At 53.0% G+C, this 14,849-nt stretch carries 16 protein-coding genes; 10 read left to right on the top strand and 6 right to left on the bottom strand.

The genetic code is table 11. From position 1 onward, the window contains the following. Positions 1–16 precede the first annotated feature (16 nt). Positions 17–145, bottom strand: coding sequence for a hypothetical protein (locus BWM17_RS03030; RefSeq protein ID WP_309492443.1), 129 nt, complete (start codon positions 143–145; stop codon positions 17–19). A gap of 168 nt (positions 146–313) precedes the next feature. Between BWM17_RS03030 and BWM17_RS03025 the strand changes: the two genes are divergently transcribed. Then, positions 314–619, top strand: coding sequence for a hypothetical protein (locus BWM17_RS03025; RefSeq protein WP_309492442.1), 306 nt, complete (start codon positions 314–316; stop codon positions 617–619). 36 nt (positions 620–655) lie between these two features. Here the strand turns inward: BWM17_RS03025 and BWM17_RS03020 are convergent, their stop codons facing one another. After that, positions 656–1,147, bottom strand: coding sequence for a GIY-YIG nuclease family protein (locus BWM17_RS03020; RefSeq protein ID WP_309492441.1), 492 nt, complete (start codon positions 1,145–1,147; stop codon positions 656–658). Between the two features lie 81 nt (positions 1,148–1,228). Here BWM17_RS03020 and BWM17_RS03015 point away from each other — a divergent pair, with 81 nt between their 5' ends. The 3 genes from BWM17_RS03015 (at position 1,229) to BWM17_RS03005 (ending at position 3,529) form a co-directional block, all read left to right on the top strand. Continuing rightward, positions 1,229–2,509, top strand: coding sequence for an endonuclease Q family protein (locus tag BWM17_RS03015; RefSeq protein ID WP_309492440.1), 1,281 nt, complete (start codon positions 1,229–1,231; stop codon positions 2,507–2,509). An 82-nt stretch (positions 2,510–2,591) separates the two neighbouring features. After that, on the top strand, positions 2,592–2,924 hold the full coding sequence (locus BWM17_RS03010) for a V-type ATPase subunit subunit G family protein (RefSeq protein WP_309492439.1): 333 nt from the start codon (positions 2,592–2,594) through the stop codon (positions 2,922–2,924). Continuing rightward, positions 2,921–3,529 carry a V-type ATP synthase subunit E gene (locus tag BWM17_RS03005; RefSeq protein WP_309492438.1) on the top strand — a complete coding sequence of 203 codons (609 nt, stop codon included), beginning with the start codon at positions 2,921–2,923 and terminating at the stop codon, positions 3,527–3,529. Before BWM17_RS03010 ends, BWM17_RS03005 begins: the two co-directional genes overlap by 4 nt. A gap of 37 nt (positions 3,530–3,566) precedes the next feature. Here the strand turns inward: BWM17_RS03005 and BWM17_RS03000 are convergent, their stop codons facing one another. The 3 genes from BWM17_RS03000 to BWM17_RS02990 all read right to left on the bottom strand — a co-directional run bounded on the left by BWM17_RS03000 (position 3,567) and on the right by BWM17_RS02990 (position 7,354). Continuing rightward, the gene (locus BWM17_RS03000) at positions 3,567–3,917 is read right to left on the bottom strand and encodes a P-II family nitrogen regulator (protein WP_309492437.1); all 351 of its coding nucleotides are present in this window, start codon (positions 3,915–3,917) and stop codon (positions 3,567–3,569) included. Positions 3,918–4,061: 144 nt separating this feature from the next. Next, positions 4,062–5,909: an AAA family ATPase gene (locus BWM17_RS02995; protein WP_309492436.1), complete on the bottom strand. Its 1,848-nt coding sequence runs from the start codon at positions 5,907–5,909 to the stop codon at positions 4,062–4,064. A gap of 182 nt (positions 5,910–6,091) precedes the next feature. After that, on the bottom strand, positions 6,092–7,354 hold the full coding sequence (locus BWM17_RS02990) for a S1C family serine protease (RefSeq protein WP_309492435.1): 1,263 nt from the start codon (positions 7,352–7,354) through the stop codon (positions 6,092–6,094). A gap of 149 nt (positions 7,355–7,503) precedes the next feature. On the opposite strand from BWM17_RS02990, the gene ilvN reads away from it, so the two are divergent. The 6 genes from ilvN to BWM17_RS02960 all read left to right on the top strand — a co-directional run bounded on the left by ilvN (position 7,504) and on the right by BWM17_RS02960 (position 11,689). Further along, the gene (ilvN, locus tag BWM17_RS02985) at positions 7,504–8,013 is read left to right on the top strand and encodes an acetolactate synthase small subunit (protein WP_309492434.1); all 510 of its coding nucleotides are present in this window, start codon (positions 7,504–7,506) and stop codon (positions 8,011–8,013) included. A gap of 14 nt (positions 8,014–8,027) precedes the next feature. Further along, positions 8,028–9,020, top strand: a complete 993-nt coding sequence (gene ilvC / locus BWM17_RS02980) for a ketol-acid reductoisomerase (RefSeq protein WP_309492433.1) — start codon at positions 8,028–8,030, stop codon at positions 9,018–9,020. A 5-nt stretch (positions 9,021–9,025) separates the two neighbouring features. Next, positions 9,026–10,300 carry a 3-isopropylmalate dehydratase large subunit gene (locus BWM17_RS02975; RefSeq protein ID WP_309492432.1) on the top strand — a complete coding sequence of 425 codons (1,275 nt, stop codon included), beginning with the start codon at positions 9,026–9,028 and terminating at the stop codon, positions 10,298–10,300. Continuing rightward, on the top strand, positions 10,297–10,848 hold the full coding sequence (locus BWM17_RS02970) for a 3-isopropylmalate dehydratase small subunit (RefSeq protein ID WP_309492431.1): 552 nt from the start codon (positions 10,297–10,299) through the stop codon (positions 10,846–10,848). The genes BWM17_RS02975 and BWM17_RS02970 overlap by 4 nt, the downstream gene beginning before the upstream one ends. A 207-nt stretch (positions 10,849–11,055) precedes the next feature. Continuing rightward, positions 11,056–11,295, top strand: a complete 240-nt coding sequence (locus BWM17_RS02965) for an AbrB/MazE/SpoVT family DNA-binding domain-containing protein (protein WP_309492430.1) — start codon at positions 11,056–11,058, stop codon at positions 11,293–11,295. Then, positions 11,282–11,689 (top strand): type II toxin-antitoxin system VapC family toxin, encoded by a 408-nt coding sequence (locus BWM17_RS02960; protein WP_309493712.1) that lies wholly within the window; start codon positions 11,282–11,284, stop codon positions 11,687–11,689. The genes BWM17_RS02965 and BWM17_RS02960 overlap by 14 nt, the downstream gene beginning before the upstream one ends. Before the next feature lie 228 nt (positions 11,690–11,917). Here BWM17_RS02960 and BWM17_RS02955 read toward each other — a convergent pair whose 3' ends face one another. Further along, positions 11,918–14,818, bottom strand: coding sequence for an HsdM family class I SAM-dependent methyltransferase (locus BWM17_RS02955; protein WP_309492429.1), 2,901 nt, complete (start codon positions 14,816–14,818; stop codon positions 11,918–11,920). Positions 14,819–14,849: the final 31 nt, after the last annotated feature.

Below are 14,849 nucleotides of genomic sequence, written 5' to 3'. Positions count from 1 at the left end.
GGCGGTCTTTTTGAGTCTAACTTTTCGGAGGCTGAAGGAAAAACTCCGTGTAGCGGCATGAGCTACAGATGTAGGCGTTAAAAAGGTAGCTTTTCCGCCCTAAGGTTCCATGTTTTCCTAGAATGGAAACTTCTTCGCATACCATCCTTCCACCGCATTTCGGGCACTTATTCCACATGGGCAACACATCCTAGGTTCAGCCATCTTGAAGTAACTATTTATGCGGTTATTAGGTTTTGCCGCCCAGTTGCCCTTCCCGGATAGTTTTTTATCCGCACTCCCCCCTTCTCTATCTACAATTGGAGGTGGAAGAATGCCTAGGGTTTTCGTGTTATCGAAACTTCGCCCTGAAGCCAAAGCGGAGGAATACGAGAAGTGGGTTCATGAATTTGATTACCCGACCACCGAGAAATTCTTTAAATCCATAACCTCCTACCGCGTCTACAAGCTCAAGGAAACCTTGGAAGGGAAGCCTCTTCCCTACAACTACATCGAATGCATCGACATCAAAAACGTGGAAGAGTATAAAAAAGACCTGTCCACCCCAGAGGCTTTGAAGCTTCTGAGGCAGTGGGCGAAATACATCGAAGGCGTAACAGTCTTCACAGAAACCATCTAGGGAAACCCGAAGACACCCCCAACCGGGTCCGGCCGGCTAAGGATGTTTCACAGCAGCATGACGAAGGTTCAATCTTAGGTTTTCTAAAATGTCTCTGATTTCTCGAAGAGGCCGGGTTCCAAGATAGTGAAGATGGCCTCTGCAAGCGTTCTTGCAGTCGGAAGAGCCGAATTTCGGTATAACCGCCTCTGCCAAGGCTTCAAGCCTTCGGGAAACAGCGCATTCCAAGGGTTCCGATGACTCGATGAGGATGGCTTCCCTCCAACGGAAGCTGGGCGAGGCCAGAAGGTAGTCGATGTGCCATCTTAAACAGCCGGCTTTCGTTTCGGCTAATCTTTTATGTCTCTGCACCCGTTTCTCTAGGTTCAGTCCTCTTCCAAGGGCGGAGCCCACGTAGGCGTAGTGTCCTTTTGCCAGCTTTATTTCTCCTAGGCTTCCAACCTTAACCTTCGCGTTTTCCTCGGCGGAGAGGAGGAGAACGTAGGCTCCCTTCATGAGGAGAGAAACTTGCTTGAGGCATAAAAACATCGCAGTCGAAGTTAGCCGAAAAGATTTAACCTTCTTCAGGGATAGGTTGAAGGGAGGAAAACAGGGTTTCAGGCGGCCGCTTTGAGGGTGTTTCTAGACGGCCACATTCACTCCCGATACAGCAGAGCTACCAGCCAAGATATGACGGTGACTTCCATAGCGCGTTATGCTCAGATTAAAGGATTGAAAGTGGTGGGCACAGGGGACTCCACCCATCCCCTATGGTACAACGAGCTGAAGGCGTTACTGGAAGAAAGCCCGTGGGATGGGCTTTACACTCTCAAGGAAGCCGAAAACCCCCAAGTATATTTTATGGTAAGCTGCGAGGTTCACACCCTTTTTAGCTTTGAAGGTAAACAGAAAAAAATCCACCATGTCATATGGATGCCCAGCTTGGAGGTGGCTGAGCAGCTGAACGAGGAGCTCCGAAAATACGGCTCCCTAGAAGCCGATGGAAGACCGACTTTGGAATTGACGCCTCCGGAGCTTGTGGAGCTCACTCTCCAAGTCTCAGAGGAAAACGTTGTGTTTCCCGCCCACGCTTGGACTCCCTGGTTCAGCCTCTTCGGAACCTTCAGCGGCTTCGACCGCCTTGAAGACTGCTACCAAGACAAGACCTCCAAAATCTTCGCCTTGGAAACAGGCCTTTCCTCGGATCCTCCCATGAACTGGAGGATAAAGGAGTTGGACCGTTTAGCTTTGGTCTCCAACTCCGACAGCCACAGTTACTGGCCTTGGAGGCTGGGGAGGGAAGCCAACGTTTTAGAGTTGAAAAATCTGGGCTTCCGAAATATCGTGGAGGCCATAAAATCCAAGGACCCCCGCCGCTTCCTCTTCACCGTCGAAACCAACCCCGCCTACGGGAAATACCACTGGACGGGACATCGGGCTTGCGGCGTCTCCCTCCCAGCCCAAGAGGCGGAGAAGATGGAAAGCTTGTGCCCTGTCTGCGGGCGGAAGATGACCAAGGGGGTTGAGCAGAGGGTTGAAGAGTTGGCTGACAGACCTGCGGGGTTCAAGCCTGAAAAGACCCCGGCTTACGTGCATCTTCTCCCCCTCTCCGAGGTCATAGCCACAGCCTTGGGGGCTGACAGCCTGTCCAGTCAGAGGGTTTGGCTGCGGTACAACGCCTTGGTGAGGAGGTTTGGAAACGAGTACACGGTTCTGCTCGACGCCTCCTACGGGGAGCTGTGCGAAGTTGTAGAACGCCCTGTCGCCGAATTGATCGTGAGGGTTAGAGAGGGTAGAGTAACGGTAAAGCCGGGCTACGATGGAGTATACGGGAAACTGATAGTAAAAGAAGAAACAGGAAAACCTGCTCCCGGGAAGAAAAGAAAACCCAGCCTTAGAGACTATATGTAGACCCTTCTTCTCGGGGTTGAACAAGATTTTATATAGTCGAAACCACCCAAGAAACCTTAATCTTACTTTCAGCGGAGTTGCGGTGAAGGCTTTGTCTTCGGTGGAAACCCTCAGGAAAATCAGGGAAATAGAAGAGCAGGCTAGGAAGATCATAGAGGACGCAGAAAGCAGAAGTAGGGAAATATTGAGGAAGGCGGAAGCGGAGGCAGAAGCCATCAAAGCAAAGGCCTCCGAAAAAGCGAAACATCGAAGGGAAAAAATGATAAAGGAAACCGATGCCCTCATCCAAGAAAAAGCCGCCAAAATCGAAAAGGAAGCTGAGAACCAAATCAAAGCCTTGAGAGAAAAAGCATCCAAAAACCTTGAAAAAGCGGCTGAAAGAATCGTGGAGGAAATTTTGGGGGTTAAACTTTGAGCAGCCAAGTTCTGGCCAAGATCGGTGAAGAAATTTTAGCCGACGCCCATGCTGAAGCTAAAAAGAGAATCGAAGAAGCTGAGAAGCAGGCGAGGGAACTCGTCCAGAAGGCTGAAGAAGAAGGACGGAAAGTGGAGGAGAACGCTGAGGCTGAAACTCGGGAAGAGGCTAAGCTCATTGAAGATAGAAGGCTCAGCGAAGCCAGAAGGGAGGCGTCCCTGAAAATTCTGGCGGAAAAAAACAGGCTGATAGGTCAAGCCTTCAAGGAGGCGGAGAAAAAGCTTCGAGGAATCGTCAAGGGGGAAGCCTACCTCAAAAGCCTCCGCCATCTCACAGCTTTGGCAGCGTCTCAGATAGGCTCGGAGAGCATCAAGGTGAAGCTTAACGAAAAAGACCTAGAGCGCTCCCAGCAGGTGCTTCAAAAACTGAAGCTGCCCTCAAACATGAAGGTGACGTTTGACAAGAAGCCGCTGAAGTCTATAGGAGGCTGCGTGGTCTCCACACCGGATGGGAGAGTAGTCATCGACGAGACCTTCGAGACGAGGCTTCTTTTCGCTGAGAAAACCCTAAAAAAAGAAGTGTGGAAGATTCTTTCCGGAGGATAGCGTCCTCTAAACCCGCAGGGTCTAGGCCCCAAGGGTTTTATTCTAGCTTAGAGAGCTTTTCTTTCGCCTTCAGTTTATAGGCGGCTGTTATGGGTGAGACGAAGACCATTCCGTCTCCCGGTTTCTTAGTGCAACAGGCTTTCCAGATGGCTTCGAAAATTTTGTCAACATCCTTGTCGTTGCACATGATCTCGATTTTCGTTCGGGGTAGGATGTCTTCTTTGATGGGAATAGCCGAGATGCCCCTAGGGACGAATCCTTTAACTTCTTCCTCTCTGCCGTGACCTGTTACGGCATAGTAGGTGAAGCCGGGAACGCCGATTTTCTTCAGCTCGTGGATTGCTTCCTTTAATTTATCAGATTTTATATAGGCTTCAATTTTCTTCATGACCTAGTCCTCAGAAAATTTTATTATTATATTTATTATATTTACTATTTTAAAAACATTTTCTCCACCCCAGCGCGAGAAAAACCTGCCTGAACCTAGGTTTCAAAGCCGACTGACCTTAATCCGGGCTCCCGCAAAAAAGTGTCACAAGATGGAGAGGATGGCTTGGGGGAGATGGTAGAAACTTCGCATATAGGAGTATTTCCCCCTCCCAGCCTTGGCGAGGGTTCGGCACATGTCAGGGTCTCCTCCTCCCACACCCAGAGGAACCTGGATCACATGAAGACGGGGATATTTCTCAGCGATCTCCACCGGGTCTCCTCCGTAGGTAACCCATCCGTCTGTCACCATGATGCCCAGTTGCCTGTGGACTTGAACCCGCTCCAGTTCCTCCAAACCCTTGGCTAAAGCGTCCCGGATGTTGGTCAGTCCTCCGGGCTGGTGGTCTAGGATTCTGCCCACCAGCGTTTCGATTTCCAAGTTCTCCGTCATGCCTTTTAGGACTTCAGGCTTTTCCTTGAAGGTGATGATGGAGTGATGGTCTTCCTTCAGCTTGTAGGCTAAAACCCCCACCGCCAAGGCGGCGGTTACGATCTTACTCATCTGCATAGAGTTACTGGTGTCAAACATGATGGCCACGGCGTTTTTCTTCCTGAATTTTTCAACCCCCACGATGTCCTCGGGGCCGGGGCAAGGGTTACCCAGCCAGTTTTCGTAGGTCTGCTCCACGTCGAACTCTTCCATTCCCGGTTTGAAGGGCACGCAGCCATAGTAGGTGGCGGAGAGACCTCTCCAAGATATTTGAGCCGCAAGCCTTACGATCATCCTGATCAGAAGCCTTTTCGCAAGCTCTTGGTACTCCGGCTCAAGCTCAGGCTTAACCGAAGCCAGAAGATGCAAACCCAGCCAGCTCGGCTCAGCCTTTGTAATGGCGGCCACCGCTTCCTTAAACAGTTTTCCTTCGAGAAGAAGTTCGCCTACCGTTTCCGACCTTTTCGGAGCTAACATGTTCAGTGGGGGTTGAAATTTTTTACCTGTAAGCCTGTCCTTTAGGGCTTGTTGAAAACCTTGTCCCCCAGCATGGCCTCCGCGGTCACTTTTTTCCGGCTGGGAAGATGTCTTCACCGGCGCTTCGGCTTTCACTTCACTTAGGCTGGAGGTGACTATTTTCTTGATCAGCTCGTCGACTTTTCGCGTGGTTTGGTCCTGAAGCTCTATCTTGGTCGGCAGGGCTATCATGGCGGCTTTTACCCAAACTTCCACGTCCGCGGTGAAGCCTCCTGCAAACTTTCTGACAAGGTCCACTAGGTCGATGGCCCCTCGAACCGAGGAGCCCCGCCTTATGTCAGGGTCTTCTCTGGTTTTTCTGGCGATTTTAACGGCTGTTGAAATTAAAGCCTCATCCTCGCAGCCTGTCTCCTTTTTGACTATTTCGCACTCTTCCACCCCCGACTGGTAGTTGAGGCGAATCCAAACGAAACGGTCCTTTAAAGCCTCCCCCAGCCTGCTTGTGCCCACGAATTCTTCAGGGTTTTGGGTTGCGATGATGAGGAAGGTTGGCTTGGACTCCACTACTCCGATCTTAGGGATGTTTATCCGCCCTTCATCCATTGCGGGAAGGAGGACGTTCTGAGTGCCTTCAGGCATTCGGTTCAGCTCGTTGATGAACAGGAGAGCGCCCTCCATCATGGCCTGCGTCAAAGGTCCTGGGATGAAGGTTTCCCAAGAGTAGCCCTTGGCCATCACCGCGGAGGGGTCAAACCAGCCGGTGAGCTTATGCTCGGTGTAGCGTTCGTCCCCGTCAACCCGGTAAAATTTTCGGTTAAGATGTCTGGCTAACGCCAACGCTATGACGGTTTTACCTACCCCCACCGCACCCTCCAAGAGGATGTGTTTCCCAGCATAAGCGGCAGCCAGAGCGCAACTCAGCTCTTCCTCACGGCCGATGATTCTGTGCTGTTGCTGGATTTTTTTGACTTCCTCTTGGAACATTCCACTCGAAACCTCTCTCAACCTCTGGGGGGAAGCATCAAGGGTAAACGGTCCTATCAGCCGGCTTAGAGTATAGCTAGCGGTTTCACTTTAAATAGTTTTGTCGGCAAGGCCTCTTCGAATAGGAGGAAAAGTTTTCTCCGGGAGGGTTGAAGGTGACTTGGCTGAGAAGCCGGGATGCTTTAGGGCGGAGGTCTCTCCCCCAACATCAACTCCACGGTGAGGACTTGTCCCTCCCTGATGATGGTGAGGGTGATCTCGTCCCCGGGCTGTTTGTTTCTCTCGATGTAGACGATGCCGTCCCTCAGCTTCCTGACTTCCACGTCGTCCACGCCTATTATGACGTCGCCGCCTAGTTTGACCTCCAAGCCTTCGATGGTAACGGTTCTGCTGCCCCCCCGGAGCCCCGCCGCCTCAGCTGGGCTGCCTTCGACGACGTCGGTGATGAGGAAGCCTTTCACTTCCTTCAGCCCCATGGCCTCCGCGATCTCAGGGGTCACGTCGGTTCCTGAGATGCCTATCCACGGATGCTTATACTCACCCGTTGCTATGAGGACAGGCACTTCCCTTTTCACCGTGTCGGAGGGAATGGCGAACCCGACTCCGGCGGAGGTTCCTGAACCTGAAATGATGGCCGTGTTCACCCCCACCACTTCCCCCTTCATGTTCATCAGAGGCCCTCCGGAGTTCCCGGGGTTGATGGCGGCGTCAACCTGGATGACGTCGATGATGATGTAGCCTCTCGGAGCTCTTAACTCTCTTCCCACTTGGCTTACTATCCCAGCCGTCATGGTGTTGCTTAAACCGAAGGGGTTTCCGATGGCCACGATGGGGTCTCCGACCGAAAGCTCGGAGGAGTTTCCTAAAGGCAGAGGCTTCAACTTCTCAGCCGGCAGGTCTACCTTCAAAACCGCCAAGTCACTGTAGGGGTCAGCGCCCACAAGCCGAGCCTCGACGACCGTTCCGTCTGGGAAGACAACCTCCAGTTCGTCGGCTCCCTCCACCACGTGGTTGTTGGTTACTAAGTGGCCTTGGGAGTCGTAAACGAAGCCGGAGCCCTCTGATACTTCAACACCGAAGATCGTTAGGGACTCCGCTCTGATGAGGACGACGGAGGGCTCAGCCAATTTGAAGACCTGCTGGGGGGTGAGCAGCGCGCCCGCTTCAGCGGGTTGGGGCTGGAGAGCTTCCAGCTGGGAGCGAAGCCTCCTCAGTTCAGCTTCCACGCTGGAAACCTGCGACTGGAGGCTGGAAAGCTGAGATTCCAGCGCTGCGTAGTCGGAGTGGAAATCCTCCACCTGCGACTGAAAATTCAGGTAGAGGTAGGCGGAGAAGCCGGAGGCAACCACGGCAAAGGCGATTAACACGACGCCTAGGTAGACCCATTTGGCAGGACGGGCTGCTACTTCGGCTGGAGGTTTCTCTTCATCCCATGTGACCGTCATGGCTCTAACTGGATACTCCTCTACGCATTTTAAGGCTTCCTGAAATGTGAGGAGGCATAATTTTAATTATCGCCGCAGTATCTTAAGCTATGCGTGTGCAAAGGTTAAACGCATGGAACCCATGCGGCCCTGAGGAGAGGTGGGGAAGCGTGAGCCAAGAGCCCTCAAGCCAGATCATAGCCACTATCGTAGAGAATAAGCCGGGTGTCCTCTTCAAGGTTACGAACATGATCCGTCGGAGAGGCCACAACATCGACAGTATCTCCGTGGGCGCTCTTGAGGGGGGAAAGCTGGCTAGGATGACCTTGGTCATCAGGGGAGACGAGTGGGCTGTGGAGCAGATTGTGAAGAACCTCTACAAGCTGGTGGAAACCGTCAAGGTCACCCGGTTGAATCCTAAGCAGTCGGTGCTCCGGGAGCTGGCCCTCATCAAGGTTCATGTGAAAGACTCCAAAGCCCGGTCGGACCTCATTCATTTTTCCCGCATCTACCGGGCGAGGGTGGTGGACGTGACCGCGGACTCCATGGTCATCGAGATCACAGGGGAGCCTAGGAAGATCGACGCTTTCCTAGACCTCATAAAAGAATACGGTGTAAAAGAAATGGCCAGAACAGGCATCACAGCTCTCCTCAGGGGAAGCGAAGCCATAAAAGTGTGAAAGGGGGAACAGCCGTGGTTAAAGTATATTATGACCGAGATGTGACCACAAACTACCTGAAAAACAAAACCGTGGCTGTGATAGGCTACGGAAGCCAAGGGAGAGCTCAATCGCAGAACCTGCGAGACTCAGGCTTAGATGTGATCGTATCAGACCTGCCTGGGAGCCTCCAGTGGAAGACAGCTGAGAAAGAGGGTTTCAGGGTTTTCAAGGCGTCTGAGGCGGCTGAGAGGGCGGAGGTTGTTCAGATGCTGACCCAGGACATGGTTCAGCCGTTGGTCTACGAGGAGATTAAGCCGCATCTGACGGAGGGTAAAGCCTTGGGTTTCTCCCACGGATTTAACATTCACTTCCAGCTCATCGTTCCTCCGCCCCACATCGACGTGTTCATGGTAGCTCCCAAGGGACCGGGCCCCACGGTGAGAGGCCTCTACCTCGAAGGCTTCGGCTCCCCAGCTCTTCTGGCTGTCTACCAAGACTACACAGGAAAGGGAGAGACCGTGGGGTTGGAGTACGCTAAGGCTTTAGGCTGCACCCGAGCGGGGGTGCTGAAGACCACCTTCAAGGATGAGACGGAGAGCGACCTCATCGGAGAGCAGACGGTGCTGGTGGGCGGCTTGGTGGAGCTTCTCAAGAAGGGCTTCGAGGTCTTGGTGGAGGAAGGCTACCCGCCGGAGCTGGCCTACTTTGAAGCCTGCAACGAGGCTAAGCTCATCGTGGACATCATCTACCGGAAGGGCATCTTGGGGATGCTGCACGCGGTGTCGGAGACCGCTCGGTATGGAGGTCTGGCCGTAGGCCCGAAGGTTGTGGACGAGCATGTCAAGGAGAACATGAGGAAGGCGGCTAGGGATGTGAAGGAAGGCATCTTCGCCCGGCAGTGGATTGAGGAAGCCCGGAGCGGCCGGGAGAACCTACAGAGGATGCTTAAGGAGATGGAAGACCACCCCATCGAGAAGGTGGGGAGGTTCATCAGGAAGATGTCGGGGTTGGAGGAGTCCGAGTAGGCGGCATGAGCAGCGGGCTTACTTTGACGGAGAAGATTCTGGCCAGAGCCTCCGGCCTGCCGCGGGTGGAGGCTGGGGGCTACGTGGAGGCGGAGGTGGACTTGGTGATGATGCACGACCTGACGGGTCCTCTGGCCTTGGACGCCTTCGAGAGGCTGGTGGAGCGGAGGGTTTGGAACCCCGGCCGGGTGGTGGTGGTCTTCGACCATCAGGTTCCCGCGGACACGGTGAGGTCGGCGGAGCTTCAGCGGAGGCTCCGCCGGTTTGTGGCGGAGTATGGGGTGAGGAACTTCTACGACGTGGGGAAGGGGGGCATCTGCCATGAGGTTCTCCCGGAGAAGGGTCATGTGAAGCCCGGGGACTTGGTGGTGGGGGCTGACTCCCACACTTGCACCTATGGGGCTTTGGGGGCCTTCGCCACGGGGGTGGGCTCCACGGACGTGGCGGCTGTGCTGGCGCAGGGCCGCCTCTGGTTTCGGGTTCCTGAGACCGTGCGGGTGGTGGTGGAGGGCCGTTTTCAGAGGTACGTCTCCGCCAAGGACCTGATCCTCCACATGGCCGGCTGCTTGGGGGAGGACGGCGCCAACTACAAGAGCTTGGAGTTCACCGGGTCGACTGTGGGGAAGATGGGTATGGACGGGCGGATGACCCTGTGCAACATGGTGGTGGAGTTGGGGGCTAAGGCTGGACTTGTCCCCCCGGATGGGGTGACGTTCCGCTACTTGGAAGGCCGGGTGGCGGGGTCTCTGCGGCCGCTCTACCCGGATGAGGGGGCGGAGTATGAGGGGGAGCTGTCTTTCAGCGTCGATTCCCTGGAGCCTCAGGTGGCCTGTCCGCCGAGGGTGGCCAACGTCAAGCCTGTGGGGGAGGTAGCCGGGCTGCCGGTGGACCAGGCGGTGTTGGGGTCGTGCACCAACGGCCGGATGGACGACCTTCGGGAGGCAGCGGGGCTGCTGAGGGGTCGGAGGGTGAAGGACGGTGTGCGCATGATCGTGCTTCCTGCTTCGCAGGAAATCTACCTGCGGGCCTTGGAGGAGGGGCTCCTGGAGGTTTTCGCCCGGGCTGGCGCGGCGGTGGGGCCTCCCAACTGCGGGCCGTGTTTGGGGGGGCACTTCGGCCTGCTGGCGGAGGGTGAAGTCTGCATCAGCTCGACGAACCGGAATTTCACAGGGCGGATGGGCAGTCCGGGGGCGAAGGTCTACTTGGCTTCCCCGGCTACGGTGGCGGCCTCCGCGGTGACCGGCCGGATCACCGACCCTAGGGAGGTGGGTGGGCGGTGAGGGTGGAGGGTCGGGCTCTGAAGTTTGGGGACAACGTCAACACCGACCTCATCCTTCCGGGGAAATACCTGGTCCTGACCAGGCCTGAGGACTTGGCGGCCCATGCCATGGAGGGGTTGGACCCGGGGTTCCCCCGGAAGGCTCAGGAGTATGGGCTGGTGGTGGCGGGGGTCAACTTCGGAGGAGGCTCCAGCCGGGAGCATGCGGCCTTGGCCCTCAAGCATGCGGGGGTTCGTTGCGTGGTGGCGGAGTCCTTTGCGAGGATTTTCTTCAGGAACGCCATCAACAACGGCCTGCCCGCAGTGGCCTGCCCGGGGATATCCTCCAAAGTGGAGGAGGGCGACCGGCTGGAGGTGGAGCTAGAGAAGGGGCTGGTCACCAACAAGTCTAAAGGCGTGACCTTGCAGGCCAAGCCGTTTCCAGGATTCCTGCTGGGAATCCTCCGAGACGGAGGCCTCATCCCCCACCTAAACAAAAAACACAGCGAAAACAAACCTAGCCTTGGCGAAGGAAAACCCTCAAGGCAAGGTGTTTCTTCGCCTTTTTAAGAAAATTATGCGGATAAACGCGCAAATCGTGTCTGAATAGCATAATTATTCGGACGTTCAATGGTTGTTGGGGATGTCCCTTAATCACAGGAAATTGGACATTCTGGCGTCTATTACGGTTCAATGGTGTATGTCTCAAGAGGTTGTTTTAGTATTACATAATGGTTATATGTGATACTTTTTTAATAGAAGTATAGTGAAAGTGTCTTGAGTTATACTGTTACGCAGAAAGGCACCGTGACCATCCCTGTGGAGATTAGGAGAAAGTACAAACTGAAGAGGGGCTCCCGTATTAAGTTTGTTGAAGCTGATGAAGGGGTCTTACTTGTTCCCGCCATTCCGTTGGAGCAGCTCTTCGGCGCGGATAAAGCCATAAAGGAAACAGTATATCAGATGATAAGGGAATTGCAAGAGGAGAGGAGGAAGGAGGCGTCTGAGGAAAAGTAGGCTCGTCTTTGACACAGGGCCTCTCTTTCTTTACTTTGCTGAAGATAAGCGTGTCAAAGAAATGTTTGACGAGGTTGCAAGGGGGAGGGTGGAGGGTTGCACGTGTGAGATTAACCTCGCCGAGTTTTACTATAAAACTTGTGAAAAATTAGGCCGTGAAGCTGCGGAAGTGAGACATGCGTCCCTCAGAAACTCTGAGCTGTCGATTTTAGCTATAAATGAGAGGCTTACGCGCGCCGCAGGGGGGCTGAAGTGCGTTCATAAAGGCAGGCTCTCTTTGGCAGACGCTTATATTGTGGCAGTTGCAAAAACGCTGGGAGGAACCTTGGTTACAACCGACTCTAGGATCGGGGAGCTTAAATTAGTGCAAACCAAGCTACTCAAGATTCCTTAACTTTACTTATGTAAAGCTTTTTGCAAAGTGAGGTGGATGTGAAAAAATATCCAACCTAAACGAGGTAATTCCAAAAGTTTACCATGCCATGGAGGAGGTTGACTTAGGGTTTGCGGGGAAGACCCTGAAGGCTGGGCCGTTCCCCGAATTTTCGCTGAGAATCCTCAGATGCGGAGGCCTTATTGAGCATTTAAACAAAGAAGATAGCCGACGGTAAGGGGAGCTGTATTATGCTCGGGTTCTCAGGCGTCTGAGCTTCTGAAGCTCTCGGAGGCCCTCTTCAACCTGTCTCCGCTCCTCCTCTGTTAACCCCAAAGCGTCGTAAACTGCTTCGTCCAGCTTCTTCCTCGCTTCTTCCTCAGCCCTAACAGCCCTCTCCAACTCCCTCCGAGCCTCAGCCTCAAACAAACCTACATCCCGATCAGCTTTCGACCTAGCTTTAACGCTCTGCAATTTCTCTTCAGCCATTACCCGTTTATCCATTTTGTTTGCTAACTGTTTAAACGCATTTGAAATACGCAGTCGTTCTTCATGCGTAAGCGTATTAGGGTCTAGGGTAGGCAGTTGCTTTAATTCATAGACTTTAAGGTCAAGCATACCAGTATACTGTCGCCCATACAATTCAGCTAGAAGCATGGCGACAGAGGAGTTTAAATATCCAGCAAGAACCGTGGGTTCTCCTTTTTTTACAACCACATAATAAAAGACGTCTGACCCTTGAGCTTTAGCTTCATTGTAGAAGGCTATAAACCTCCCTCTAATCAGCTTCGGGAACAAGATATGTGGTGACGCAAACCTTGGAAGTGCATACCAAAACGGCTTCCTATTCTTTACAGTTTCCAACTCCGGTAAACGTCGCCTGCCACGCTGAGAACCTCTTCTAACTTCGATTTCTAGTCTCTCACCAAACTCTATATATTTCAAAGCATTGGTTCCACGAAGTTCGTGCTTAGGCTTATCGACAGCAAAGAAGTATTCATCTATGTCATCCGATTTGATTATTAAACTCCCAAACTTTTTAGGTGATGAAGCACAGGGCATCAGGAACTCGTCTTCTATACCCCATTCTTCAGCCTTTTCAACAGATATTATAAAGTAATCGTTCCAACCAGAAGTTGGTCCACGAAATATCTCAACGATTTTTCCAAGTTTCTTCACCTTTGGATGCGAAATAATTTTCGGGTACACCGGTGGGGCTCTAAGGTACGTATTCCATTTTCCAAGTTTTAGTTTGCCTTGCCTGATGATATTAACCCTTAAGGTGTCATTCTCAAAGCTTTGACTGATATTTTCTATAGTCTGAACCATATTCCTGATGCCCATTGGCTTCTTGACGCGGACAAACTTTACCTCATTAGCCTTTTTAGCAACCTTATTTGACTCCTTTTCAACTATGGTTATAGCGGTATCCACTTCAGCGTCGGGAAATACGGCTCTGTCGAATTCAACCACGTAGAGAATCTTAGCGCTGTCTAGAAGAAATTGCTGAAACGGTTCTCCGTAGCCTACCTCTAGCCATTTGTTAGAAGAGATAAAACCTAACCTTCCACCATTCTTCAGAAATCTTAGTCCGTGAATGTAGAAGTAGATGTATATGTCGCTTTGCCTGTCGAGGATAACCGCACCCTTCACCTTCTTTTGGGGAGCACCGATGAACAGCTTACCCTTATATTCGCTTTCGATCAGCGACTTGATCTTCGCTTTCTCCTTCTCACCCAGCAGCTCTTGACGGATGTAAGGCGGATTAGCCACCACAGCGTCGAAGGCCGGAGGCATCTCTACCAGCGTGGGCTTACCTTCAGCTGTGAGGCTCTCGAACCCTGAAAGCGTCGCCTGCCCCGGCCTGACGTCGAAGATGTCGCTGACAACAGCGTTCACCTTCTCAATTCTGGCTTTGGGGTTTTGAACAGCCAAGTTTATGACGGTAAGGTGGGCTGGAAACTGATTTATATCCACCCCATATAAGCGCTCCAAAAGCTGCTGGTGAAACCTCTCAGCCAGAGGGCCCTCTATCACCCTAGGGATGTGGTTCAGCTCCCTCAGCCTGTGGTAGGCTCTGACCAAGAAACCCCCTGAACCGCAGCCGGGGTCTAAAACCACAGCCTCAGGCTTCGTCACCGTCAACTGCACGATAAAGTCCACGATCCCCGGCGGCGTGTAAAACTGCCCAAGCCTCTTCCTCTCCAACGGCGGTATGAGCTTCTCGTAGATCCGCCCGATAAAATCACTCTCCATCTTGGAAAAATCAAACTCGTTGAGAGTGTCCAGTAAGGTTCTGATCCGCTCCTGAGCCCTCGGCGTCAGCGGTATCTCACTTATCACATCACTCTGGTAGATGGGCGCATAGTCTATCTTCCGAGCATCCGCAAAGAAACCAGCCAAAGCCTCGGAAACATCTTCCTCCTCCCCTATCCTCAGCGGCCTCAACCTGTCAGGGTAAATCGCCCTTATGACCTGGTAGAAGAGAAGCTTGTTAAGCTGGAGGTAGGTAGTCTGCTCCGCAATCAACCGGTTGGTCTCATCCGAAAACTTAACACCCTGACTTTCCAGCCAGTCAACATACCGCTCCCGAAATTTCTTATCCCGAAGCCTTCCTTTCAGGGCGGAGAGAAACTCCGGGTAGAGGTCAGAGGAAGCTTCATGCAACGTATCCACAAGCGTGTCGTCCAAAGGCTTAAGGCGGACGGGAACAAGCTCCAACACCGTCTTAAGAAGACTTTCAGCCCAGTCAGGGCTACGCTCATACTCAAAGGAGGCAATCTCACTCTCCAGAGCCTTAGCCTCAGGCTTACGTTGAAACAGAATGAGCCTCCGCACGTTGCAAGTTGCATAATAAGGAAAACCACCCCACCCCGCATAGTCAAGAGCCTGCCTCACCACCTCAGGGTCCCTAGGCTCAATGTCCCTCTGAACTCGCCCTACCTTCTTCTTGAATTTAGCCTCAACAACAAACAGACCCCTACCGCCTTTCTCAGCTGTCAAGTCAGGTGTCCCGTTGATAGGCTTCTCAAAAAAGAAGTCAACCACATCAGCCACACCGAGCCGTTCAGCAGCCTCCCTAAGCTTCGGAAGTAGAAACCTCGCAACAAAATCCCGCTCAGAAGCATAACGCGGCGTCTGAAAACCCAACTCTGCCCCTACGGGTATTTTCTAGGGGCCT

Source organism: Candidatus Hecatella orcuttiae (genome assembly GCF_002009985.1).
GTDB lineage: Archaea > Thermoproteota > Bathyarchaeia > Hecatellales > Hecatellaceae > Hecatella > Hecatella orcuttiae.
The sequence above is the reverse complement of the archived record's forward strand: the minus strand, read 5'-3'. Positions and strand labels throughout refer to the sequence as shown.